This is a genomic window from Lacisediminihabitans sp. (genome assembly GCF_043726815.1).
GTDB lineage: Bacteria > Actinomycetota > Actinomycetes > Actinomycetales > Microbacteriaceae > Lacisediminihabitans.
Genome location: NZ_JAYSJZ010000058.1, coordinates 15,648 through 39,083, shown reverse-complemented (window position 1 = coordinate 39,083; position 23,436 = coordinate 15,648). Strand labels below are relative to the sequence as shown.

The following is a 23,436-nucleotide window of genomic DNA, read 5'->3' as shown; positions in this document are numbered from 1 at the left end:
TTCGGTTGTTGATAACGACCTAACACCCTTCCCGATGTCCTTGTCAACTAAAAAGTTAGTTGTAGGATCGGGAACATGATCCGAGACGCCGAGCGCACGAAGAAACTGCTGCTGAAAGCCGCCACCGACGAATTCGCCGCCTATGGGATCGCCGGCGCCCGAATAGATCGCATTGCGGCCAGCGCCGGCGTGAACAAGGCGATGATCTACAGCTACTTCGAGAGTAAGGACAACCTGTTCGATACCGTCTTCAACGCCATGACGAGTGCGTCGCTCGAGCAGGTTCACTTCGACGTCACCGATCTGCCGGACTACGCCGGTCGCCTGTTCGACTCGTTCGAAGACAACCCGGACACGGTGCGGCTCACCACCTGGTACCAGTTGGAGAGGCCGCATGGGGTTCCCCTGCACGCCGTGGTGGCATCCAACGCCTCCAAGCTCCATGAGTTGCGCGGCGCGATTGCCGCCGGCAGTCTTCCCGACCGCTTCGAACCGGTGGAGATCCTCGCCCTCGTTCGCGCGGTGGTGCTCTCGTGGTCGACCACGGTTCCCGAACTGGGTCCCGCGGTGCCGAAGGACAGGGCTCGGCGGCGTGCTGTCATCGTCGACGCGGTGCGCAGGCTCGTCGCCTTCGACTGACGGACAGGCTCGACGAATGCCGACTACGCGTACTGAGCCTCGTCAGACCCGAAGGACCAATTCGCTCGATGTAATGCTGATCGATGGCGAGGTTGCTGGGTTCATGCTCCGAGAGGATCACGAATCGGTCACCCAACGGCACCGACGCCGTCGCGATTTGGTCGAGGGAGGGGTTCCCCGACCGAGCCTGCGCCGAAACCTGCGGAAACTCCATTTACTTCTTCTTGGCACGAGGCTAATTTCTATTTATGTTGGATATTCGAAAGCTCAACATGCTTGCCGAACTCGACCGGCTGGGCACCATCGCGGCGGTGTCCCGATCGCTTCACCTGACCGCCCCGGGAATCTCGATGCAGCTGGCCGCGCTCGAGCGTGAAATCGGGGTGCAACTCACCGAGAGGCAGGGGCGCCGAATCGTCCTTACGCCCGCCGGGCGCCTGCTCGCCCACCACGGAAGCAGCATCGTCGACATGTTGACCGTCGCGGAGATGGAGGTGGCATCGATCCGAGACGGGGCGGTCGGAACCTACCGGGTCGCCGCCTTCCCCACCGCTGCCGCCGCGATTCTGCCGGCAGCGTGGGAATCGATCAGCGCCGCGGGCGACCGGGGGCTACAGCTTCGCCTGCTCGAGATGGAGCCGAGCGTCTCGATGCCGGCACTCGCCGCGGGAGAGATCGAACTCGCGGTCGTTCACCACTACTCGAACATGCCGCCCCTCACTGGCGCCGGCCTCACCATCACCCCCATCGCCACCGAGACCGTGCGCCTGGCCGTGCCCGAGCGTGAGTGGTCCGGCTCGACCCTTCGCGCCGACCTCAGCGACTTCGCCGTGCACGACTGGATCGTGCCCAACCGGGAGTGGACCTGCTACGACATGGTGCATCGGGCGACCGACCTCGCCGGATTCGAGCCCCGCACCGTGGCGGAGGCCACCGACTTCCGGGTTCAACTCGCCCTCGTGGCCGCGGGCGTGGGGGTCGCGCTGATCCCCCAGCTCGGCGCCCTGGACGTCCCGCCGGGGGTGGTGCTGCTGGAGCTCGAGGAGCCGGTCTTCCGACACATCGTCCTCGCGTCTCGTCGGGCAGCGGCATCCGACCCCGGGCTCAAACGCATCGCGGCGGCGATCACGGCATCCGCGATGGTGGGCCTTCCCGCCGGAGTGATCCCCGAGAAATAGTGCTCCTCGGTCACGGTGCCGCCGGTCGGGAGTACAGCAAGTAGTCGCCTTCCTCCCCCGTGAAGCGATACCCGGCCGCTTCGTAGAGCCCTTGGGCAGGATTGTCGCGGTGCACTCCGAGTCGCAGTTCCGTCGCGCCGTCCCTGGCGGCATCCGCGTGGAATTGCCGCAGCAGTCGGGCGCCGAGACCCCGTCGGCGATGATCGGCCGAGACGTTCATCGTGACGAGGTCGCGACGGGGCCCTCCCGCAGCCACATCTCGTACCCCACCACCGTGCCGTCGTGCTCGAACATCACCGTGCGGTCGAGGTTGTCGATCCAGAGCTGCAGGTTCCTGTCGATGGCGAGTGTCCAGCCCGCCTCGCTTGCCGGCTCCATCTCCCGCAGGTACGCGCGCTCAGCCCTGAGGATGGCCGGAAGATCGCGGACGCCGGCCGCCCGGGGCTCGACAGGGATCGGCACGGTGTGGTGAGACAGGTTGTCCATGAGTGATCCCAGGGTTGTGAGCAGCGGCCGCAGGCACGAGGCCACAAGCACCCTAACCCCGGCCGGCGGCGTCAGGGCCCGACCCGGGAGGTCACGCGCGGGTTATCGAGAGGTAGCCCTGGGTCGTCGCCGGTGAGATCGGAAACGCTCCGCTCCAGAGGTCTTCGATGAAGCGACTCGCGCTCTGGTAGCAGAACGACGACGAGGTGTGGCCGAAAATGCGGGCGGCATCCAGCCACAGGGGCAATTCCGCGCGAAAGTACGAGGTCGCGATGTCGACGCGTTCGCGCATCGGCCTGTCGCCGGACCAACTGTCTGCTGCTCGGATAATCGGTGGTCGGCCGGGTGATCGCCAGGGAGAAGTCCGCGCACGAGTTGAACGTCTCCGTGTCAAGCGCCAGCGAGTCGAGGTAGCGGGGGATCGCACACAGGTCGGACCAGTTCGCGACCCCCGAGCCCGGTCGCCCTCCTCGATGATCGCGCCATCGTCGCGCCGGAACGTGCGCGCGTAGGAGTTCGCGGGAGGGAGCAGCTCGGGAAGAAACGCGATCGTGTCGCCGGCCGCCGCCGTATGGAGGAACGCCTCGAAGCTTCGAGTCCACATCTCGCGGAAGTGCCCGATCGCGAGGTTGTCCGAGTCGTCCGTGACATCCACCTGGATGCATCCGGGAGACCCGATGCGACCGTGCAGGAATCGAACCCGCTCGAAGACCGGGTGAAGCGCATCCAGCTTGGCTTCGAGGTCGCCGTAGACGAGCTCCACGCCGGTGTACCAGTGCGAGAAGTCGCCGTTGAGGAGCAGGCCCGGATGACGAGCGACCAGCTGGAGGGTTCGCCACGGATCCTGGGTGACCGTGGCTCGATGCGTCTCGACGAAGAGCGGAAAGCCGAGGCGCTCTGACACCGACACGATGTCGGCGATCAGCGCATCCGCCTCCGCGTCGCCCTCGAACCCGGTGCCCACGTGAAGCGTGGCGCACCCATAGACCCGGGCGATCCCGTCCGACGCGATGCGGTGGGCGTCGCCGAGACGGTCCACCCGCCCCATCCCGACGCTGCGCAGTCCGGCCCCGGCCGCAAGCACGTCGTCGGCATCCTGCACCAGCACGAAGCCCGCCGCGCGGATCGCGGCGTAACGCTCCTCGGCGCCGAGCGCGGCAAGCTCGGTCGGCGGCAGATCGCGGAGGGTGCCGAGGTTGAGCCCCAGCTCGAGGGCCGGGGGCCCGGCATTGCTCACACCGGGCGACCATTGGGTCGGGTGGCGACGCTGCCCGCGCTGCAATACGAGCCGGGGCTGTGCACGCCGTGCGCGACGCGAAGCTCGTGCTCGTGGTCATCCCCCAGCACCGGCGCCAGGTCGTCGGCCACGGTCCACTCGAACCCCGCGGCCTCGGGGTTCTGACGTCGCCACTCGTGCAGCCCCAGCGACACGAGGCGCAGTCGCTGGTCGATGAACTCACGATCCCAGGGCCCTTCGGCGATGATCTGCTGGGCGGAGCGGAACTCGTAGTAGATGGTTCGTCGAAGCTTGTTCGCCAGGGTCGCCTCCGAGCCATGCACGAGCATGACGTCGTGAACGAGAACGTCTCCCGGGTTCAGCTCGGTCTGCACGACGCCCGGGGCGTCCCAGCCGAATTCCTCCTGCAACTGGCAGACGTCCACGATCTGCCGGTGCGATCCCGGCGCCACTCGAAGCGAGCCCGCGCCCGTGCGGCTCTCGTCCAGGTAGACGTCCACGTTGAAGATCCGGTGAGTGCGCGGGTGCACCGCGTCCTGGTGCCAGTCGATCGGCGCGCCGTCGCCCGTGTTCTTGAACACGAGCGATTCGTAGGTCGGCACGAAGTCGGGTCCGGCGAGTCTCTCGGCGATGCCCAGCATTTCGGGGCTCCCCAGCAGCTGGAGAGAGGCGGCCTCCTTCTTGTTGTGGAGGTAATTGATGCGGAAGAGCACCCGGCCCGATGGCCTGGTGGCGAAGTTGTAGTCCCCGTCGCCGGCCGACTCGTCGGGCAGCGCGTGGCCGTCGGCGATCCATCGCACCGAGGCGTGCTGGAGTTTGCGCAAGAGTTCACCGCCGATGCGATTGCGCAGGATGACGTATCCGTGCTCGTCGAAGTGCGCGATCTCCTCTGCCGAGAGGTGGTAGCCGCGTGGGGTGACCTCGCGCTCCGCGGCGGTGTCGGCGGCCGTGTTCGGTGTCTGGTTCATGAAGAAGTCCTCCTGGTTACCTCGACACTAGGATTAACCTTCTCGTTATAGTTCCGCGTTTTCCCCGCTAGATTCCAGAAAGTCACCATGTTCCCCGAGCCTCGCCAGTGCGGCAATTCCTTCGGGTTCGGCGCCTGGCGCGGCACATCCACGGTCATGGCGGCACCCCACGCGCACAACGACATCGAAATCAACTTCTCCGAGTCGCCGCTCACCTACGACTCGGGGGGCCTCACCTCCACGCCGCCCGCCGGGGTGCCCTTCGCGTTCTGGGGCGCGAAGCCGCACCAGCTCGTCGACATCGATCCGCACCGGCCGCTCGCGTTCGTCACGATTCCGCTGGCCAGGTTCATGGGCTGGGGAATTCCGCTCACGGCCAAGAACCGCCTCTTGCAGGGCGACATCCTGATGGGGTCGCACCTGTCCGTCGACGGCCTGGACGGGCTCTGGGTTCGGTGGGCCGACGAACTCCACCTCGGCGTCGACCAACAGGTTCGGGCATCCGCGTTGGAGATAGAGGCCCTCCTCATGCGGATGGCGCTCGGGGAATGGGCGGCCCCGACCCGGCACTCTGACCGCTCCTCCCTCACCCTGAAGCGGGCGGCCGACATGGCGACCTTCATCTCGGCGAACGCGCATTCCGACCTGAGAACGAGCGAGGTCGCCAGAACTGTGCACCTGCATCCGAATCGCGCCGCGGCCATCTTTCGCGACGTCTTCGGCGTGAGCATCTCCGGCTATGTCGGTCAGTTTCGGGTGGCCGAGGCCCAGCGGCTGCTGCTGACGACCGAGCTCAGCTCAGCGGCGGTCGGCTTCGAAGCCGGATTCCAGTCGGTCAGCTCGTACCACGAGACGTTTTCCGCGGTGTGCGGAATGTCTCCCACGCGGTGGCGGCAGCGCCACCTCGCCGCGTCCTGAGCGCTCGGCACCTCGGGGGGCCCGCCCGCACGTCTCAGTCGCCGCCGTGCCGGGGTGCCGAGGCGGCCCGATCGAGCACCTCGAGAATGTGCTGGTATTCGTGCCCGGTGGCCCGGGTCATGCCTATTTCGCAGGTGCGGTTGCAGGAGACGTAGGCATCGAAGTCGCCCGCCGCGACCTCCTCTGCCTCCCGAGCGGTCGCGCTGGCGGTGAGTTCCGGATGCAGCATGCCCCGGTCGCCCGCGAAGGCGCAGCATCCCCAGTCGTCGGGCACCGTCACCTCGCTCGCGACGGCGGCCGCGAGGGCGGAGAGGTTCGGGTTGGAGCCGGCCCGGGTGCTGGAGCAGGTGGGATGCACGACCACGCTGTTCAGGGTCGGCGTCACGGTGATCTTCGGCAGAATCTGGTCCGCCGCGAAGTCCACCGCGTCGACGAGGCGCATCGAGTGGAATTCGGGATGCTTCTCGATCGCCTTCTCGAGGGCGAGAACGAGCCCCTCGGAGCAGGAGGAGTTGTCGCAGACAATCGGCAGCGCGCCCCCGCCTGACGCCTCCCAGAGGGCGCCGACCGTTCGGTCGACCATGTCCGAGTAGCCGTCGAGCATGCCCTTGGACTTCCACGGCGTGCCGCAGCAGAGGCTGCCGATGCCCTGGGGGCGAATGAGTCCGATGCCCGCCTTGGCGGCCAGGGACTCGAAGGCGAGGGCGATTCCTTCGCCGCCCTCGGCGGGGCCGAACATCGTTCCCACGCAGGCCTGGAAGTACACAACCTGGCCGAGCGCCGGAGTTGTGCGGCCCGCACGCCGCCCGCCACCCTTCGGCAGGTCCCTGCCCCACAGCGGGAGGGTGTCCTTGCCCAACACGACGCGAGCCACGGTGTTCGGAACCGTGATGAGCGGGGCGGGCAGTGCCGCAGCGACGCTGAGCGCGGTCGACGCGACGGCGGTCACGGGTCCCCACGCCCTGCCGGCGGCGCTCCAGATCGCGCTCTCGACGGCCCCCACGGTCTCGGACCGAAGCCTGCGCACCAGGTCACCCGTGTTGATGCGCACCGGGCAGGCCGTCTGGCACATCCCGTCGACGGCGCAGGTGTCGACCACCTCGTACTCCTGCTCGCGCCGCAGTTCCTTCGCCAGGCCGGTGTCCCCGCGCCGCTCGGCCTCCGCGATCGCGCGACGGACGACGATGCGTTGCCGGGGAGTTGTGGTGAGGTCCTTGCTCGGGCAGACCGGTTCGCAGTAGCCGCACTCGACGCAGCGGTCGACCTCCTCCTCGACCGAAGGCGTCGACTTCAGGTGACGCAGGTGCAGGTCGGGGTCGGTGGTGAGGATCGTGTCCGGGTTGAGGATGCCCGCCGGATCGAACGCCCGCTTGATCTCGAGCATGATGCCGTACAGCACCGGCCCGTACTGGCGTTCCACGAACGGGGCCATGATGCGCCCGGTGCCGTGTTCGGCCTTGAGGGTGCCCCCGGCCCCCAGCACCAGCTCGACCATCTCCTCGGTGAATGCGCGATACCGGGCGACGTTCGACTCGAGCTGGAAGTCCTCATTGATGAGGAAGTGGACATTTCCATCCTTGGCATGGCCGAAGATCACCGCGTCGCCGTATCCGTGAACCTGAAACAGTCGGTCGAGGCCGGCGCAGGTCTCGGACAGCCGCGCCACCGGCACCGCGATGTCCTCGAGTAGCGCGGTCGTCCCCGACGGGCGCGCGCCGGCGATGGTCGCGTACAGGCCCTTGCGGATGTGCCAGAGCGAGGCCCCGAGCTTTGCATCCGAGGTGAGCTCCGGCCGCGCCGCGAGAGGCAAGCGATCGAAGAGCTCGACGGCGCCGCGGCTGAGCGCCTCCAGGGCCTCGGGGGTCGCGGACTGGTACTCGACCAGCAGTGCGCAGTGACCGAGGATCGCAAACGGGGGAAGCGCCTCGCGGGACTCCGGGTCGCCGAGCGCGGCTCGCAGGGACGCCGCATCCATGAGTTCCACGGTCGCCGGGTCAGTGGCGATGATGTCGACGAGGGCGTCAGTCGCGTCGCGCAGGGAGTCGAAGACGAGAAGCGCAGTCGCGGCGTGTCCGTGCAGCGGCACGGTGTTGAAGGTTGCCTCGGCGACGAATCCGAGCGTGCCCTCGCTGCCGACCATGAGATGGGCGAGGATCTGCACCGGCTCTTCGTGGTCGAGCAGGGAGTTGAGTCCGTAGCCCATGGTGTTCTTGATCCCGTACTGGCGCACGATCTCCTCGGTGAGGAATGGATCGGCCGTGACCTGCGCGCGCAGGTCGGCCAACGCGCGCCACAGGAGGGGCTCCGCCCGGCGCAGGGTCTCGTCCGCGTCGCCCGCCGCCGTGTCGACGATGGTGCCACTCGGCAGCACGATGATCGCCGCTCGCAGGGTCTGGTAGGTGTTCTGGCTGATCCCGCAGGCCATGCCGCTCGAGTTGTTGGCGACGACACCGCCGATCGTGCAGGCGATCTCGCTCGCCGGATCAGGCCCGAGTTTGCGTCCGTGACGGAGCAGGCGCGCGTTGACCTGGCGCACGGTCGCGCCGGGGCCGACCCGCGCGATCGCGCCGTCGTCGGTGACGGAGATGGAGCGGAAGTGCGTGCGGGTGTCGACGAGGATGTTGCCGGTGGATGCCTGCCCGGAGAGGCTGGTGCCGCCCGATCGGAAGGTGAGTGGTTCGCCTCCGGCGGTCGCGTAGGCGAAGAGCGCCGCCACCTCTTCCGTGTTTTTGGGGGTGACCACGGCCCGCGGGGTGAGGAGGTAGTGCGAGGCGTCGACCGCGGCGATGACCCGGTCGAACGCGCTCGTCGACACCGCGCCCTCCCGGGGCAGTGCCGACCCTATCGCCTCGCCGAGCGCGCGCTCGGATCGGGCCAGGTCCGCTCGGGACGCGGGCTCAATGAGACTCACGGCTCACCTTGTCTCCGCTGGCGCCCACGAGAAAGTCGAGGTCGGCACCGGTGTCGGCCTGCATGACATGGTCGACGTAGAGTTTCGCCCAGCCCCGCGCGGGAGTGGCATAGGCGGCCTCGCTCGCGGCGCTCTGGCTGCGCGACGCGAGTTCCTCGTCGCTCACGTTCATCGAGAGACTGCGGTTCGCGAGGTCGACGGTGATGACGTCCCCCGTTCGCACGAACGCCAGCGGTCCCCCGGCGGCGGCCTCCGGTGCGACGTGCAGGATCACGGTGCCGTAGGCGGTGCCGCTCATGCGGGCGTCGCTGATGCGCACCATGTCGCGCACCCCGGCCTCGAGCAGCTTGCGGGGAAGGGGCATGTTGCCGACCTCGGGCATCCCCGGATAGCCGCGGGGACCGCAGCCGCGGAGCACGAGAACGGAGTCGGCCGTGACATCGAGGTCCGGATCATCGATTCGCGCACGCATGTCTTCGATGCTGTCGAAGACGAGCGCCGGGCCGACATGCTGGAGGAGGGCCGGGGTGGCCGCGGCGGGCTTGACGATCGCGCCGCGCGGGGCGAGGTTGCCGCGAAGCACCGCGATGCCGGCGTCCTCCATGAGCGGGGCGTCACGAGGGAGGATGACCGTGGCGTCGTACACCGGCTGATCGACGAGGTAGTCGACGAGCGGCCGGCCCGTGACCGTGATGGGTTCCGGGTGCAGCAGGTCTTTGACCTGGGAGAGCAGTGCGAGCACCCCGCCCGCACGATAGAGATCGTCCATGAGGAACGCGCCGCTCGGCTGCAGGTTGGCCATCACCGGCACCCCGGCGCCCGCCGCATCGAAGTCGTCGAGGGTGAGGTCGATGCCGAGCCTGCCGGCGATGGCGAGCAGGTGCACGACCGAGTTGGTCGATCCACCGACGGCGGCGACGGCGACTATCGCGTTGAGAAACGAGTCCCGCGTCATGATGTCGCTCGGCCGGCGACCGTGGGCGACCATGTCCACGATGAGCCGCCCGGTGTCGTGCGACAGTGAGAGCAGGCGCGCGTCGGGGGCGGGAGTTCCCGCGAATCCGGGGATGGTCATCCCGAGGGCCTCGGCGACGACGGCCATCGTCGATGCCGTTCCCATGGTGTTGCAGTGCCCCTTGCTGCGGATGGTCGCCTGCTCCGACTCCATGAACTGACCGTTGGTGATGGTGCCGGCCCGCACCTCCTCGCTGAGCCGCCAGACGTCGGTGCCGCAACCGAGTGCCTCCCCGCGGAAGTGTCCGGTGAGCATCGGACCGCCGGGGACGACGACGGCCGGGAGGTTGACCGACGCCGCGGCCATCAGCAACGCCGGGATGGTCTTGTCGCAGCCGCCGAGCAGCACCAGCCCGTCGATGGGGTTGGCCCGGAACATCTCCTCCATGGCCATCGCCGCCATGTTGCGCCAGAGCATCGCGGTGGGCTTCACCTGGGTCTCCCCCAGGGAGACCACCGGGAGGTTGTACGGCACGCCGCCCGCGGCCCAGATGCCCTGCTTCACCGACTCGGCCACCTCGTTGAGGTGCATGTTGCATGGCGTGAGGTCAGATGCCGTGTTGGCGATGGCGATCTGAGGCTTGGTACTGTCCAGAGCATCGTCGGGGAGGCCCCGTCGCATCCAGGCCCGGTGGATATAGGCGTTTCGATCGGCACCCTCGTACCACTCGGCGCTGCGGAGAGTGTTCACCGTTGACCCCTCGTTTTCCATCAGCCTGAACGATAAGCTAACATTTTGAATTATGCCACACGCGGCCGTTTCACCGACGCGGAGGCGCCCTGTCCGAGTATCCCGCTGCCACCGGTCGCCCCGTGGGCCGGAGGCGTTCCCGGGCCGCCACTTCATCACCGTCTTGGTATTTCGCTGAGAAAGAGGAGCACATGAGACTGGTTCGAGTAGGCCCGGCCGGTTCGGAGACCGCGGGAGCGCTGGTCGACGGCGATACCTTCGTCGATCTCTCCGACGTGGTCGGCGACTACAACGAGGCGTTCTTCGGGTCGGGGAGCATCGGCACCCTGGCCGGCATCGTCGCCGAGCGGGTTGCCAGCGGCGCGACCGAGCCCCTCGCGGGCCGTCGCTTCGGCGCCCCCATCGCCCGCCCCCACCAGATCCTGTGCATCGGCCTGAACTACAGCGACCACGCCGCCGAGACCGGCCAGGCCGTGCCCACCGAACCGATCCTGTTCACGAAGTCGCCCAACACGCTGATCGGCCCGGACGATGACGTTCTGATCCCGCGCGGCGCGGAGAAGACCGACTGGGAGGTCGAACTCGGCATCGTCATCGGCTCCCACTCGTCGTACCTCGCCGACGAGGCGGCGGCCGAAGCGGCGATCGCCGGCTACGTGCTGGTGAACGACGTGAGCGAGCGCGCCTGGCAGATGGAACGCAACGGGCAGTGGTCGAAGGGCAAGTCCGCCCCCACGTTCAACCCCGCCGGCCCGTATCTCGTCACGCCCGACGACATCGGGAACGCGCTCGAACTCGACATGTGGCTCGACATCGACGGCATCCGACGCCAGACCGGCTCCACGTCGAGGATGATCTTCAGCCCGGCGTTTATCGTCCACTATCTCAGCCAGTTCCTCGCCCTCGAACCCGGGGACCTGATCAACACCGGAACACCCCCCGGGGTGGGAATGGGCCACTCCCCCCAGATCTTCCTCCACGGCGGCGAGACCATGACTCTCGGCATCAGCCGGCTCGGCACCCAGACCCAGCACGTGATCGGCAACCCGGCCGCGGTGAGCTGATGCGCGCGCTCGTCGTCACCGCACCCCGAACGGCGGAGGTGCAGGAGGTGCCGGACCCGATCGCGGCTGCGGGCGAGCTGCTCGTCGACGTCGAGCGCGTGGGCATCTGTGGCACGGACGTCGAGCTCTACAGCGGCGAGATGGCCTACATCGACCAGGGGAGAACCCACTTTCCACTCCGACTCGGCCACGAGTGGACCGGCCGAGTGGTCGCCGCGGGCTCCGATCACGACGAGAGCTGGGTGGGGTCCCGTGTCACCGGCGACACCATGCTGGGCTGCGGACGGTGCGGGTACTGCCAGCGAGGCCACCATCACGTCTGCCCGACGCGATTCGAAGTCGGAATCCTCGACGGCTGGGCGGGAGCCCTCGCCGAGAAGATGCTCGTTCCCACCCGTTTCGCCTACTCGATTCCCGAGAGTGTGAGCGTCACCGCGGCCGCCCTCGTCGAACCCGCGGGCAACTCGCTCCGGGCGGTGCGGGCCGCCGCAATCGAACCTGGCCACCAAGTCCTCGTCCTCGGATCGGGCACCATCGGACTTCTGGCCGCCCAGTTCGCGCTCGCGGAAGGCGCCGACGTTCACGTTGCCGGCGTGCGCGAAGGATCCCTTGAACTTGCCCGGTCTCTCGGGGTGCGCCACACCGGCACCATCGACGACCTGCGGGGCGACCGCAACCGATTCGACGCGGTGATCGAAGCGACGAGCAACGACGGCGGCCCAGCGCTGGCCGTGGCGCTCACCAAACCGGCGGGTCGCGTCGTCTTCATCGGCCTCTCGTCCACCCCGAGCCTGGTCGACACGCGCGAGATCGCCTTGAAGGACATCACGGCGGTGGGCATCCTGTCGGGCTCACCCGGTCTGTCCGGCGCGATCGAGAGCTTCGCGACGGGAGCCGTGGTGCCAGACTCGCTAGTCAGCGAGGTCATTTCGCTCGAAGACGTGCCCAGCAGACTCGAGGGCCACCGTGGCGAGAGCGCGGGACCCGGCCCCAAGGTGCACGTGGACCCCTGGCTCACGGCTGGAGAATGGGATCCTCATGGTTGATCAGCCCGGAAGCACCGAGCGGCCGGACGCCGACGAACGCGTTGTCGGCGCGGATCGGGTCATCGCGGTGCTCACCGAACTCGCGGAGCACCCGAAGGGCGTCACCCTGGAGGAGCTCTCCGGCATCCTCCTCACCAAGAAGCCGACCCTTCACCGGGCGCTGGCCACCCTGCGCAGGGCCGGCCTGGCGGATCTCGTCGGCCGGGGCGTCTACGTGTTGGGCGATGAGTTCATTCGCCTCGCCCTGCGCAACGTCGAGGGCCGGCCGGACAATGTGCGCATCCAGCCACTGCTCGATGAGCTGGCGCGCAGGTACGGCGAGACTGCCCACTACGCGGTCCTGGCCGGCACCGACATCGTCTACCGCGCCAAGGCGGACCCTCCCGCCGGGGCCGTGAAACTCACCTCGGTGGTCGGTGGCCGCAACCCCGCCCATCGCACCGCCGTCGGCAAGGCCCTGCTGAGCACCAGCGTTCTCAGCCTGTCGGATGTCGAGCAACGTTTCGGGCCGTTCCCCCTGGAACAAAAGACTCCGAACACCCTCACTACCGCCCAGGACCTCTTTCGCGAGTTGACGGCCACCCGCGAGCGCGGGTTCGGCATCGACGACCAGGAGAACGAGGTCGGGGTCAACTGCGTCGCGATACCGATCTTCACCGAAGGGTCCACCGTCCCGGTGGGCGCCGTGAGCCTCAGCGCGGTAACGTTCCGGTGCCCCCTGGACCGGCTTCTGGAGGCCGTTCCCGACATCCGCGCAGACATCGCGCGTCACCTGGGGACGCAGGCACTCGGGTAGGTGGCGTCGCACCCCTGACGCCTTGACCACCAGCTGCTGACCAGCCCAGAGGGATTCATCGTTCGACGACTGAAGAAGGAGAATGACGTGGCCGCTCGGCTCGAAGGGAAGACCGCACTCGTGACTGGGGCGGCGACGGGCATCGGGCGTGGCGTCGCACAGCGATTCGCTGCGGATGGCGCGCGCGTCGTGTTCTCCGACCGCGACGGCGCGGGCGCCGCGAACGCCGCCCAGTCAACGACCGGCGAAACGCGTGCCGTCGAAATGGACATCTCCGATGAGGTCAGCGTCGAAGCCGCCTTCGCCGAGCTCGCCGCCGCCGGGTGGTCGCCCGACGTGGTCGTCGCGAACGCCGGAATCCAGCTGTTCGGTCACGATGCCCCGGTGGCCGACCTCGATCTCGAGGTGTGGCGCCGCACGATCGACGTCAACCTCACCGGCACGTTCCTCACGGTCAAGCACGCGGTGCGCGCGATGCTCCACGGCTCGGGCGGCTCGATCATCCTCACGGGGAGCCCGACCGGCCTCACCGGCGAGGGCGCGAACTTCACGGCCTACAGCGCGTCGAAGGCCGGCATCCACGGCCTCGCCCGCACGGTGGCGGCCGCGTACGCGGCTCACAACATCCGCGTGAACACCGTCGTTCCCGCGTACACCGAGACCACCCTCGTGACGAGCATCTCTGCGGATCCCTCTGCGCGCGCGGCGATCATCGGGCGGATCCCTCTCGGGCGGGCGGGCGCGCCCTCCGACATCGAAGGCATCATGGCCTTCCTCGCGAGTGAAGACGGTGCATTCGCGACAGGTTCACTGTTCGCTGTGGACGGCGGAATGACCGCCTTGTGAGCCGGATATTCCCACCGCCCGGACGGATCGGAGACGGGAATATCGATGAGATGTGAGCAGGATGTGGGCACCTCCATTTTCACCTCGGCGCGAAAATGTGTGACGTCTCAAGACATCGGTAACACTCCTGTCACAGAACGGTGACTGTCACAGACACGGCCGTGGCGGGCAGGGTCGGCCGATGCCGACGTGCTTGGTCTCGCATGGGGGCAGAAGTGCTCGATCGCGAGGATCGGCCAGGGAATCGCCGCGTGATGTGATCCCTCAGGCCCGCTCGAAGACCGCCGCGAGTCCCTGCCCGCCGCCAATGCACATGGTTTCGAGGGCGTAGCGGCCGTCCATCCGCTGCAGCTGGTGGGCGAGGCCGGCGAGGATCCGCACGCCGGTGGCGCCGATCGGATGCCCGAGCGAGATTCCGCCGCCGTTCGGGTTGGTGCGCTCCCAGTCGGTCTCGCTGAAGTTCCACTCGCGGGTGACCGCGATCACCTGGGCGGCGAACGCCTCGTTGAGCTCGATGAGGTCGAGGTCCTTCAGACCGATTCCGGCGCGTTCGAGGGCGAGTTTCGCCGAGGGCACCGGGCCGAGTCCCATCCGGGTCGGGTCGACGCCGGCGCGCGCCCAGGACACGAGGCGCACGAGCGGGGTGAGGCCGAGCTCGGCGGCGCGCTCGGGGGTGGTGACGATGCACGCGGCGGCGGCATCGTTCTGGCCGCTCGAGTTGCCGGCGGTGACGGTGGCGTGCGGATCGCCCTTCGTCACCGGCTTCAGCTGGGCGAGCACCTCCACCGACGTGTCGGCGCGCGGGTGTTCGTCGGTCGTGACGACGACGTCACCCTTCCGGCCCGGCACGGTCACGGGAACGATTTCCGCGTCGAACAGCCCGGCGGTCTGCGCGGCGACGGCCCGGTGGTGCGACCGAGCGGCGAGTTCGTCCTGCTCCTGGCGGCCGATTCCGTAGTCGCGGCGGAGGTTCTCCGCCGTCTCGACCATCCCGCCGGGGGTCGGGTAGAACCTGCCGCCGGCGGTCGAGCGACCGCGGGTGAGCGCATCGTGCAACATGAGGCCGGCGCCCGAGATGCCGCGGCGACCCTCCACCGTGTATAGCGGCGCGTTCGACATCGACTCCACGCCGCCGGCGATCACGAGGTCGCTCGCGCCGGTCTGCACCTGCAGCGCCGCGTCGATCACCGCCTGCAGGCCCGATCCGCACCGCCGGTCCACCTGGTAGCCACCCACGGTGACCGGAAGCCGGGCATCGAGCGCCGCGACCCGGGCGATCGGCGGCGCCTCGGACGTGGGGTAGCCCTGGCCGAAGATCACGTCGTCCACGAGCGCGCCGTCGAGTCCGGTCCTGGCCACCAGCTGTTCGATCACCAGGGTTGCGAGAGACAGGGCGGACACCGTGGCGAACTGGCCGCCGAACCGGCCGACCGGGGTGCGCAGCGGCTCGCAGATCACGACCTGGCGCAGCTCGGTCATGCCGTCACCAGCGCGATCGTCAGCGGGGCGCCGGTGGCGGCCACGACATCCTCGACCGTGACTCCGGGGCCGAGCTCCACCAGCACCAGCCCGTCGGCGGTGATGTCGATCACGGCGAGGTCGGTGATGATCCGGTCGACGCAGCGCACCCCGGTGAGCGGAAGGCTGCAGTGCTCGACGATCTTGTGGCTGCCGTCCTTGGCCACGTGCTCCATGAGCACGATCACCCGGTCCGCGCCGTTCACCAGGTCCATGGCCCCGCCCATGCCCTTGATCAGCCTGCCGGGCACCGCCCAGTTCGCGATGTCCCCGCCGACCGAGACCTGCATCGCGCCGAGCACCGCCGTCGCGATCCGACCGCCCCGGATCATTCCGAAGCTCGCCGCGGAGTCGAAGTACGACGCACCCGGCAACACCGTGACGGTCTCCTTGCCCGCGTTGATGAGCTTCGGATCCTCTTCGCCCTCCCACGGGTACGGACCGACGCCGAGGATGCCGTTCTCGGAATGCAACACCACCGTCACGTGCTCCGGAATGTGGTTCGGAATCAACGTCGGCAACCCGATGCCGAGATTCACATAGGTGCCATCGTGCAGCTCGAGCGCGGCACGCGCCGCCATCTCATCCCTCGTCAAGGCCATCAGTTCGCTCGCTTCCGCACGGTCGTCTTCTCGATCGGCAACTCCGTCGACTCCTCGCGGCTGAGCACGACGACACGGTCGATGTAGATGCCGGGCAGGTGGATCTCGTCCGGGTCCAGCTCGCCCGGCTCCACGATCTCGTCCACCTCGGCGATGGAGATGCGGCCGGACATCGCCGCGAGCGGGTTGAAGTTGCGGGTGGACTTCTCGAACACGAGGTTGCCGTGCCTGTCGCCCCTCGCCGCCCGTACAAACCCGTAGTCGGCACGGATCGCCTGCTCGAAGACGTAATCCCGATCCTCGCCGAGCGAGGATAGCATCCGCGTCTCCTTCGCCGGGGACTGCACGGCGACGCTGCCGTCTGCGGCATACCGCCAGGGCAGTCCACCCTCGGAGACCATCGTGCCGACCCCGGTGGCGGTGAAGAAGCCGGGGATGCCCACCCCTCCCGCGCGCAGCCGCTCGGCGAGGGTGCCCTGCGGGGTGAGCTCCACCTCGACCTCTCCTCCGAGATACTGCCGGGCGAACTCCTTGTTCTCGCCGATGTACGAGGCGATCACCCGGTCGATGCGTCCGGCGGCGAGCAGCTCGCCGAGCCCCCAGCCGTCGACGCCGCAGTTGTTAGACACCACCTCGAGTCCCGAGGTGCCGCGGGCGAGGAGCGCCCGGATCAGCACGATCGGCACTCCGACGAGGCCGAAGCCGCCGACCGCGATCGTGGATCCGTTCGGGATGTCCGCCACGGCATCCGCGGCAGAGAGGGCAGTCTTGTCCATTCAGTCTTCTCCGGAGTCGAGGTCGGCGAAGACCGACCGGGCGATGGCGAAGGCGCCGTTTGCCGCGGGCAGGCCCGCGTAGAGCGCCGTGTGCATGATGACCTTGGCGATCTCCGCCCTGGTCAGTCCGTTGCCGAGGGCGGCCCGAACGTGCATCGCGATCTCGTTCTCGTGCCCGCCGGTGACGAGGCTCGCGAGGGTGGCGATGCTGCGCTCACGTCGACCGAGCCCCGGTCGGCTCCACACGTCGCCCCAGGCGTACCGGGTGAGGAACTCCTGGAAGTCCGCCGTCTCGGGCGTGATCTTGGCGTTCGCCGCGTCCACGTGCGCGTCGCCGAGCACCTCCCGACGCACTCGCATCCCCCGTTCGTAGGCACCGCCGGCAGTCTCGCCGAGCAGGTCGGCAAGAACCTCGGCCACGGGCACCGGCTGCTCGAGCACGGCGAGGTGGGACGCCGGGGCGATTGTCACGGAGCGGGCTCCCGGGATGCGCGCGGCGAGGTTCTGCAGCTCGGCTGCCGTGGTCACCGGGTCGCTCTCGCCGCCGACCGCCACCGTCGGAATGCGGATGCCGCCGACCTCGGCCGTGCGGTCGAACCCGGCGAGCGCCTCGCAGCAGAGGGCGTACGACTGGTCGTCGACCTCCGAGAGTTCGACGAGCGTGCGGGACGCCTCCGCCGGGGACCGTTCCACGAATCCCGGCGCGAACCAGCGGCCGGGAGTCGCCCCGACGAGCGATGGCGTGCCCTGGTGGCGCACCTGCCTGGCCCGATCGGCCCAGCCCTCCGCCGTGCCGATCTTCGAGTCCGAGTTGAGGATCGCCAGCCCGAGGAGCCGGTGCGGATGCCGCAGGGCGAGTTCGATCCCGATGGCCCCGCCGAAGGAGACTCCGGCGTAGACGAAGCGCCCACCGCCGGTCTCGTCGACGAGCCGGACCACCGCATCCGCGAGTTCCGCGAAGTCGAACGGCGCGGTAGCCGCCGGGCTGGCTCCGTGCCCAGGGAGGTCGTAACGCAGCACTCGGACGGCGCGCCCGGCGGGGGTGGCGCGCAGCGCGGCGAGCGCCGGGCCCCAGAGCCCCGTCGTCGTGCCGAGCGAGGGGCCGAGCACCAGCAGCGTGCTCGCCGTGCTCTCGGCGCCAGCGGGGTCGATCGAACAGCGCAGGGTCGGCACGGTCATGAGTCGTCTCGCTTTCTCAGGCGGTCAGCGTGTCTGGCGAGCGCGGCATCCACCACGGTCGCCGAGGCGGCCAGCGTGGTGGCGGTCGAGAGTTCGATCGGCACCGCCTCCGCGAAGGGCGTCTGGCCGTCGATGGCCGAGGCCACGATCGCGGTCGCCTCGGCCCGCCCGCGGTCGCGGGTGAGCCGCGAGAGAACCTCTTCGGAGTAGATCAGCCCGGCCGTGAGATCGAGGTTGGCGCGCATCCTGTCGGCATCCACGACGAGACCGTCGGCGAGGGCGGCGGATGCCTCGGACGCCTCGACGGCGAGCGCGAGAAGCTGCCGAATGGCCTGCCATTCGGAGTGCCACTGCCCGGCGGCCCGTTCGTCGGCCGAGGCCATCGCCGAGAACAGGGTCGAGAGCAGCCCGGGCGATCGCCCGGCGGCCGCGACGATGAGCACCGCCGTGGCCGGATTGCGTTTCTGCGGCATCGCCGACGATGAGCCCGCTCCGCCCTCGGCGACCTCGGCGACCTCGGCGACCTCGGTACGGGCGAGCACGAGCACGTCGGCGGCGATGCGACCGAGGGCCCCGACGGTGATCGCCAGGGCCGCGGCCAGCCCGGTGACCGGGGAGCGTTCGGCCTGCCAGCTGCGACCGGGGTCGGCGAGACCGAGCCGAGCGGCGAACCCGGCCCGCAGCGCGGCAGGGGCGTCCGGCGAGCCGGTCAGATCCACGAATGACGAACCGATGCCGACGGAGCCGGCGAGTTGCACGGGGGTCTCGATGCGCCCGAGAGCCGCGATCGCCGACTCTACGCCGTCGAGCCAGCCGGCGACCTTCGCCCCGAACGTGATGGGGGCGGCGTGCTGGGTGAGGGTGCGCCCCGGCATGAGGCTTTCGCGGTGCTCCTCGGCCAGTCCGGCGAGGCGGGCGCCCAGACTGTCGAGACGATCGGCCACGGCCACGATCGCCCGGGAGGCCACGAGCATCAACGCGGAGTCGAGGATGTCCTGGCTGGTCGCACCCCGGTGGATCCAGTCACCCGCGCCGGGGCGCCGCCGGTCGGTGTAGTCGCGAAGGGCGGCGACGAGCGGGATCACGGGATTGCCGCCGGCGCGGGCTCCCCGGCGGAGGGCATCACGGTCGACCCGGGCGCCCGCGAGCGAGGAGGCGATCTCCTCCAGCCAGGCCGGTGCGAGGCCGGCGTCCGCCCAGGCGCCGGCGAGGGCGGCCTCGACGTCGATCAGAGCGGCGAGCACGGCGTCGTCACCGGTCAGCGCCGACGAGCCGCTGCCGAACGCGAGCGGCTCGAGGAGGCCCCAGTCCGAGGCGCCGTCGCCCGGGGCGTCAGGCACGGCGGGAGAGCGGATAGTCGATGAACACTGTCTCATTCTCGCCCTGCAGGCGGATGTCGAACCGATACTGCGCGGCTCCGTCCTGCTCGGCGACCAGGGTGGCCACCCGGGCCGCGTCCACTCCGGCCAGGAACGGGTCGGCCGCGTTCGCCGCCGGCTCGTCGGAGAAGTAGGCCCGCGTGAACAGGTGGTGCAGAAGCCCCCGCGCGAAGACCGTCACGAGAATGTATGGCGCAGACCCGGCGCGGGCCGGTCCCGGCTTCACCGTGGTGAAGGAGAAGTGGCCGGAGCCGTCCACCGCGGCACGCCCGAAGCCGGTGAAGGTGTAGCCGTCCCGCTGCAGGCTGCCGCGCTCCGCGACGACGGCGCCCGCGGCATCCGGCTGCCAGATCTCGATGAGCGCATCCGGCACCGGTTCGGAATTGCCGTCGAACACCGTGCCGTGGAGACGGATAGTCTCCGGCGCGTGGGCCGGCAGCAACTCGGGCCCGCCCTCGTAGGGCAGGGCGTAGCCGTAGAACGGGCCGACCGTCTGCGACGGGGTCTGGCGCGCCGGCATCGGGTGGGTCGAATCAGGCGTGGTCATCGTGTTCGCCCTCCATCCAGGTCGCCTTCGAACCGGTCAGCACGATGTCCCAGCGGTAGCCGATCGCCCACTCCGGCTCGGTCACCTCGTGGTCGTAGTGCGCGATCAGCCTCTCCCGGGCGCTCGCATCGGTGATCGACTGCAGGATCGGGTCGAGCGGGAAGAGCGGGTCGCCCGGGAAGTACATCTGGGTGACGAGCCGCTGCGTGAATTCGGATCCGAACAGCGAGAAGTGGATGTGAGCCGGCCGCCACGCGTTGCGGTGGTTCTTCCAGGGGTAGGCACCCGGCTTGATCGAGGTGAAGCGGTAGCTGCCGTCGTCTCCGGTGATCAGCCTGCCGGTGCCGGTGAAGTTGGGGTCGAGGGGCGCAGGATGCTGGTCGCGCTTGTGCACGTAGCGTCCGGCCGAGTTGGCCTGCCACACCTCCACCAGCTGGTTGCGCACCGGGCGGCCCTCCCCGTCGAGCACCCGTCCGGTGACGATGATGCGCTCGCCGAGCGGTTCGCCGGAGTGCTGGATGGTGAGGTCGCTCTCCTGGGGCGCCACATCGGTGTGGCCGTAGACGGGTGACACGAGTTCGATCACCTCGGGGTCGGCACGCACGAGATCGTGCAGCGGATGCCGCAGCGTCGCGCTCCGATAGGCCGTGAATCCGCGGTCCGGGTGGTCGGCGCCGGGGGTGGCGGCAGCCTGAAGCCGGGCGATCTCGACGGAGATCTCGGCCTGGCTCGCCAGTTCTTCTCTGGGCGCTTCGGTCATGGTCACAGCCCTTCGATCGGGAGTCCGGTGTACTGCTCGGCGAGCCCGCGCCTGGCGTGCTCCGATCCGGTGACGTAGTCGAGTTGCCCGAGCTGGCTCATGTGGCGGAAGGCCCGGTCGGCGTCGCTCGCACCCGGGCCGCTGGTGTGCAGCATGTCGGTCATCCATTGCGAGAAGTACTGCGTCTTCCACTGTCGGCGCAGGGCCCGGTCGCTGTACTGCGTGAGCGGCGCGCGGTCGCCGGCGAAGAAGGCGGTGAGGGCGGCCCCGAGCATCGCGACGTCGGAGATGGCGGCGTTGAGGCCCTTGGCTCCGGTCGGCGGCACGATGTGGCCGGCGTCGCCGACGAGGTACAGGCTGCCGTGCTCGAGGGTGGAGGCGACGAAGCTGCGCATCGGCGTGATCGACTTTTCCGTCACCTCGCCCTCGTGCAGCGTCCACCCGTCCACTCCGAGGCGGGTGTGCAGCCCGTCCCAGATGCGGGCGTCGCTCCAGTCGTCGATGGACTCGCCGGGGTCCACCTGCAGGTAGAGCCGGGAGACCGACGGGGACCGCATGGAGTGCATCGCGAAGCCGTCCTCGTGCAGCGCGTAGATCAATTCGTCGGTCGAGGGGGCGACGTTGGCCAGGATGCCGAGCCAGGCGAAGGGGAATTCCCGCTCGTACGACGTGATGGCCCCGGCCGGGATGAGCGTGCGGCAGACGCCGTGGAACCCGTCTGCCCCGACGATGAAGTCGGCGTCGACGGTGAAGGCGACCCCGTCGTTGACGAAGTCGACCGAGGGATGCGGGGTGTCGATGCCGCGCGGAAGCACGGCGCTCGACTCGAAGTAGACGGCGGAGCCGAGGGCGTCGTGCGCGAGCATGAGGTCGTTGACGACCTGCTGTTGGCCGTAGACGGTCACGGTGCGGTCGATGAGGGCCTTGAAGTCGATGCGGTGCCGAGTGCCGGCGTACTGCAGGTAGATGCCGTCGTGCACGAGGCCCGCCTCACGCAGCCGGGAGTCCAGTCCGAGCGAGGCGAGAACATCCACCGAGGACTGCTCGAGCACCCCGGCACGCACGCGGGACAGGATGTACTCGCGCGAGCGCTGCTCGACGATGACGAAGTCGATGCCCGATTTCTCGAGCAGATGTCCGAGGAGGAGACCCGCGGGACCGGCGCCGATGATGGCGACCGTGGTTCGAATGTTCACTGCGGACCTTCGCGACGGTGGGAATGGTTGGTCCACTGTCCCGAAACGGCGAACCCGCCGCCACGGTGATTCCATTGAGTGGAAGAACGGACGTCAGGCCCGCCAGCCGAGCGCCCGGGAGATCCCTCGAGCCGCGACGCTCACGGCGAGCGGAAACTGCGGATCCGCACTGCGGTCGGCGTGCGCCACGATGGAGACGGCCGCCACCACCTCGCCGGTGTGATCCCGGATCGGCGCCGCGGCGGAGAAGGAGTCCTCCGTCATCTCGTTCACGGAGACGGCGAGGTCCCTGGCGCGGATGTCGGCGAGCCGCGGTCGCAGCTCGCGGTCTGTGGTCATCGTGTTCGGCAGATACCGGCGCGGACCGGCCTGCACCACCTGCTCGAGCACGTCTGCGGGGGCGAAGGCGAGCAGCACCAGCCCGACGCCGGTGGCATGCAGGGGAAGACGGCTGCCCACCTCCGAGATCACCGGCACGGCGCCCCGCCCCGAAAACCGCTCCAGGTACAGCGCGCCCAGCCCATCCCGCACCGCGAGGTGCACGTTCTCCCTCGTGAGCTCGTAGAGATCCTCGAGGTACGGCCGGGCGACGGTGCGCAGCCGGCGGGCCGTCGGCGCCCGCATGCCGAGCTTCCACAACCGCATCCCCACGCGGTAGCGGCCCTCGTCGGTGCGCACGATTCCGCCCCACTCCACCCACTCGGTGACGAGCCGGTGGGTGGTGGACAACGGCAACCCGCTCCGGCGGGCGATCTCGCCGAGCGTCAGGTCGTCGCTGCCCGGCCCGCCGAATGCGTCGGCAATCGCGAAGACGCGTTCGGCGACCGAGCGCGTGTCGTCGGACGAGCGGTTGCCTGCCATGGCGCAATGGTAGCGGTGCCATCCCACGGTCAATCGCTGATGACCGTTCCCCCGTCCACGATGATGTTCTGGCCCGAGACGAACGAGCCGGCCGGTGACGCCAGCCAGAGGGCGGTCCCGGCGATGTGGAACGGCTCACCGAAACGACGCAGCGGGGTCTTCGCCAGGCGCGCGTCGGCCAGCTCGGAATCCGACGTGATCGCGCGCGCGAAGTCGGTGTCGATGACCCCGGGGGCGATGGAATTGACCCGGATGTTCCGATCGCCCCACTGCACGGCGAGGTTGCGGGCAAGCTGGGCATTCGCCGCCTTCGTGATGCCGTACTGACCGAGAATCCGGTTGCCCCGAACGCCCGCGATGCTCGACATGATGAGGAAGGTCCCCCCTCCACCCCTCGCCATCACGGGCAGGGTGAGGTTGGCCATCGCGATGACGCTGCGGACGTGAACGTCGAACATCGCCTCGAGCTGGTCCTCGGTGCCGCCAGCATGCGGACCGGTGTCGAGCGCGACCCCGGCATTGCAGAACACGACGTCGAGACGGCCGTGGGCCAGGACGACGGAGTCGACCAGGTCCTCCAGCGCGCGATTGTCGGTCACATCGAGCGTCCGGCCCTCGATGGCCCATCCGCGTTCGTGGGCGATTCGTGCGGCGGCGCGCCCTGGATGCTCGTGCTCGAGTCCGGTGAGAACCGTCGTAGCGCCGGCCGAGGCGAAGGCCTCGGCCGTGGCGAGTCCGATGCCGCTGGTCGCTCCCGTCACCACGGCGACCATTCCCTCGAGGGAGAAGAGCTCGGTGACCTCTGATGCCGTCATCCCGTGTCC

At 69.0% G+C, this 23,436-nt stretch carries 23 protein-coding genes; 7 read left to right on the top strand and 16 right to left on the bottom strand.

Features of this window, described 5'->3' with window-relative positions; genetic code table 11:
* Positions 1-75: 75 nt before the first annotated feature.
* Together ACHZD8_RS07695 and ACHZD8_RS07690 are read left to right on the top strand one after the other, a co-directional pair.
* Positions 76-639 carry a TetR family transcriptional regulator gene (locus ACHZD8_RS07695; RefSeq protein ID WP_394769624.1) on the top strand — a complete coding sequence of 188 codons (564 nt, stop codon included), beginning with the start codon at positions 76-78 and terminating at the stop codon, positions 637-639.
* 248 nt (positions 640-887) lie between these two features.
* Positions 888-1,817, top strand: a complete 930-nt coding sequence (locus ACHZD8_RS07690) for a LysR family transcriptional regulator (protein WP_394769623.1) — start codon at positions 888-890, stop codon at positions 1,815-1,817.
* A gap of 10 nt (positions 1,818-1,827) precedes the next feature.
* Here the strand turns inward: ACHZD8_RS07690 and ACHZD8_RS07685 are convergent, their stop codons facing one another.
* The 4 genes from ACHZD8_RS07685 to ACHZD8_RS07670 form a co-directional block, all read right to left on the bottom strand.
* Entirely contained in the window at positions 1,828-2,037 is a 210-nt protein-coding gene (locus tag ACHZD8_RS07685) for a GNAT family N-acetyltransferase (protein WP_394769622.1), read from the bottom strand.
* Complete coding sequence (locus tag ACHZD8_RS07680; RefSeq protein ID WP_394769620.1) at positions 2,034-2,303, bottom strand: hypothetical protein; 270 nt, start codon at positions 2,301-2,303, stop codon at positions 2,034-2,036. Before ACHZD8_RS07680 ends, ACHZD8_RS07685 begins: the two co-directional genes overlap by 4 nt.
* Before the next feature lie 91 nt (positions 2,304-2,394).
* Positions 2,395-3,540 carry a tRNA-dependent cyclodipeptide synthase gene (locus ACHZD8_RS07675; RefSeq protein WP_394769619.1) on the bottom strand — a complete coding sequence of 382 codons (1,146 nt, stop codon included), beginning with the start codon at positions 3,538-3,540 and terminating at the stop codon, positions 2,395-2,397.
* A complete protein-coding gene (locus ACHZD8_RS07670) occupies positions 3,537-4,508 on the bottom strand; it encodes a phytanoyl-CoA dioxygenase family protein (RefSeq protein ID WP_394769618.1) in 972 nt (323 codons plus the stop codon). Before ACHZD8_RS07670 ends, ACHZD8_RS07675 begins: the two co-directional genes overlap by 4 nt.
* 87 nt (positions 4,509-4,595) lie before the next feature.
* Between ACHZD8_RS07670 and ACHZD8_RS07665 the strand changes: the two genes are divergently transcribed.
* Positions 4,596-5,426: a helix-turn-helix domain-containing protein gene (locus ACHZD8_RS07665; protein ID WP_394769616.1), complete on the top strand. Its 831-nt coding sequence runs from the start codon at positions 4,596-4,598 to the stop codon at positions 5,424-5,426.
* A 34-nt stretch (positions 5,427-5,460) separates the two neighbouring features.
* On the opposite strand, the gene ACHZD8_RS07660 is transcribed toward ACHZD8_RS07665, so the two are convergent.
* Together ACHZD8_RS07660 and ACHZD8_RS07655 are read right to left on the bottom strand one after the other, a co-directional pair.
* Positions 5,461-8,337 (bottom strand): FAD-binding and (Fe-S)-binding domain-containing protein, encoded by a 2,877-nt coding sequence (locus tag ACHZD8_RS07660; protein ID WP_394769615.1) that lies wholly within the window; start codon positions 8,335-8,337, stop codon positions 5,461-5,463.
* Entirely contained in the window at positions 8,324-10,042 is a 1,719-nt protein-coding gene (locus tag ACHZD8_RS07655) for an IlvD/Edd family dehydratase (protein ID WP_394769614.1), read from the bottom strand. Before ACHZD8_RS07655 ends, ACHZD8_RS07660 begins: the two co-directional genes overlap by 14 nt.
* 191 nt (positions 10,043-10,233) lie before the next feature.
* On the opposite strand from ACHZD8_RS07655, the gene ACHZD8_RS07650 reads away from it, so the two are divergent.
* From ACHZD8_RS07650 to ACHZD8_RS07635, 4 genes are all read left to right on the top strand, one after another.
* The gene (locus ACHZD8_RS07650; RefSeq protein WP_394769613.1) at positions 10,234-11,106 is read left to right on the top strand and encodes a fumarylacetoacetate hydrolase family protein; all 873 of its coding nucleotides are present in this window, start codon (positions 10,234-10,236) and stop codon (positions 11,104-11,106) included.
* Complete coding sequence (locus ACHZD8_RS07645) at positions 11,106-12,152, top strand: zinc-binding dehydrogenase (RefSeq protein WP_394769612.1); 1,047 nt, start codon at positions 11,106-11,108, stop codon at positions 12,150-12,152. Before ACHZD8_RS07650 ends, ACHZD8_RS07645 begins: the two co-directional genes overlap by 1 nt.
* Complete coding sequence (locus tag ACHZD8_RS07640; RefSeq protein ID WP_394769611.1) at positions 12,145-12,948, top strand: IclR family transcriptional regulator; 804 nt, start codon at positions 12,145-12,147, stop codon at positions 12,946-12,948. Before ACHZD8_RS07645 ends, ACHZD8_RS07640 begins: the two co-directional genes overlap by 8 nt.
* Positions 12,949-13,035: 87 nt before the next feature.
* On the top strand, positions 13,036-13,794 hold the full coding sequence (locus ACHZD8_RS07635) for an SDR family NAD(P)-dependent oxidoreductase (RefSeq protein ID WP_394769610.1): 759 nt from the start codon (positions 13,036-13,038) through the stop codon (positions 13,792-13,794).
* Between the two features lie 264 nt (positions 13,795-14,058).
* On the opposite strand, the gene ACHZD8_RS07630 is transcribed toward ACHZD8_RS07635, so the two are convergent.
* The 10 genes from ACHZD8_RS07630 to ACHZD8_RS07585 form a co-directional block, all read right to left on the bottom strand.
* Positions 14,059-15,273, bottom strand: coding sequence for an acetyl-CoA C-acetyltransferase (locus ACHZD8_RS07630; protein ID WP_394769609.1), 1,215 nt, complete (start codon positions 15,271-15,273; stop codon positions 14,059-14,061).
* A complete protein-coding gene (locus ACHZD8_RS07625) occupies positions 15,270-15,914 on the bottom strand; it encodes a 3-oxoacid CoA-transferase subunit B (protein ID WP_394769608.1) in 645 nt (214 codons plus the stop codon). The genes ACHZD8_RS07630 and ACHZD8_RS07625 overlap by 4 nt, the downstream gene beginning before the upstream one ends.
* Positions 15,914-16,690: a CoA transferase subunit A gene (locus ACHZD8_RS07620; protein ID WP_394769607.1), complete on the bottom strand. Its 777-nt coding sequence runs from the start codon at positions 16,688-16,690 to the stop codon at positions 15,914-15,916. Before ACHZD8_RS07620 ends, ACHZD8_RS07625 begins: the two co-directional genes overlap by 1 nt.
* Positions 16,691-17,869, bottom strand: a complete 1,179-nt coding sequence (locus ACHZD8_RS07615) for an alpha/beta fold hydrolase (protein WP_394769606.1) — start codon at positions 17,867-17,869, stop codon at positions 16,691-16,693.
* Positions 17,866-19,209, bottom strand: coding sequence for a lyase family protein (locus tag ACHZD8_RS07610; protein WP_394769605.1), 1,344 nt, complete (start codon positions 19,207-19,209; stop codon positions 17,866-17,868). The genes ACHZD8_RS07615 and ACHZD8_RS07610 overlap by 4 nt, the downstream gene beginning before the upstream one ends.
* A complete protein-coding gene (pcaG, locus tag ACHZD8_RS07605) occupies positions 19,202-19,795 on the bottom strand; it encodes a protocatechuate 3,4-dioxygenase subunit alpha (protein WP_394769603.1) in 594 nt (197 codons plus the stop codon). Before pcaG ends, ACHZD8_RS07610 begins: the two co-directional genes overlap by 8 nt.
* Complete coding sequence (gene pcaH, locus ACHZD8_RS07600; protein ID WP_394769602.1) at positions 19,782-20,555, bottom strand: protocatechuate 3,4-dioxygenase subunit beta; 774 nt, start codon at positions 20,553-20,555, stop codon at positions 19,782-19,784. The genes pcaG and pcaH overlap by 14 nt, the downstream gene beginning before the upstream one ends.
* 2 nt (positions 20,556-20,557) lie before the next feature.
* Positions 20,558-21,751 (bottom strand): 4-hydroxybenzoate 3-monooxygenase, encoded by a 1,194-nt coding sequence (locus ACHZD8_RS07595; protein ID WP_394769601.1) that lies wholly within the window; start codon positions 21,749-21,751, stop codon positions 20,558-20,560.
* A gap of 93 nt (positions 21,752-21,844) precedes the next feature.
* Positions 21,845-22,612: an IclR family transcriptional regulator gene (locus ACHZD8_RS07590; protein WP_394769600.1), complete on the bottom strand. Its 768-nt coding sequence runs from the start codon at positions 22,610-22,612 to the stop codon at positions 21,845-21,847.
* A gap of 29 nt (positions 22,613-22,641) precedes the next feature.
* Positions 22,642-23,427: an SDR family NAD(P)-dependent oxidoreductase gene (locus ACHZD8_RS07585; RefSeq protein WP_394769599.1), complete on the bottom strand. Its 786-nt coding sequence runs from the start codon at positions 23,425-23,427 to the stop codon at positions 22,642-22,644.
* Positions 23,428-23,436: the final 9 nt, after the last annotated feature.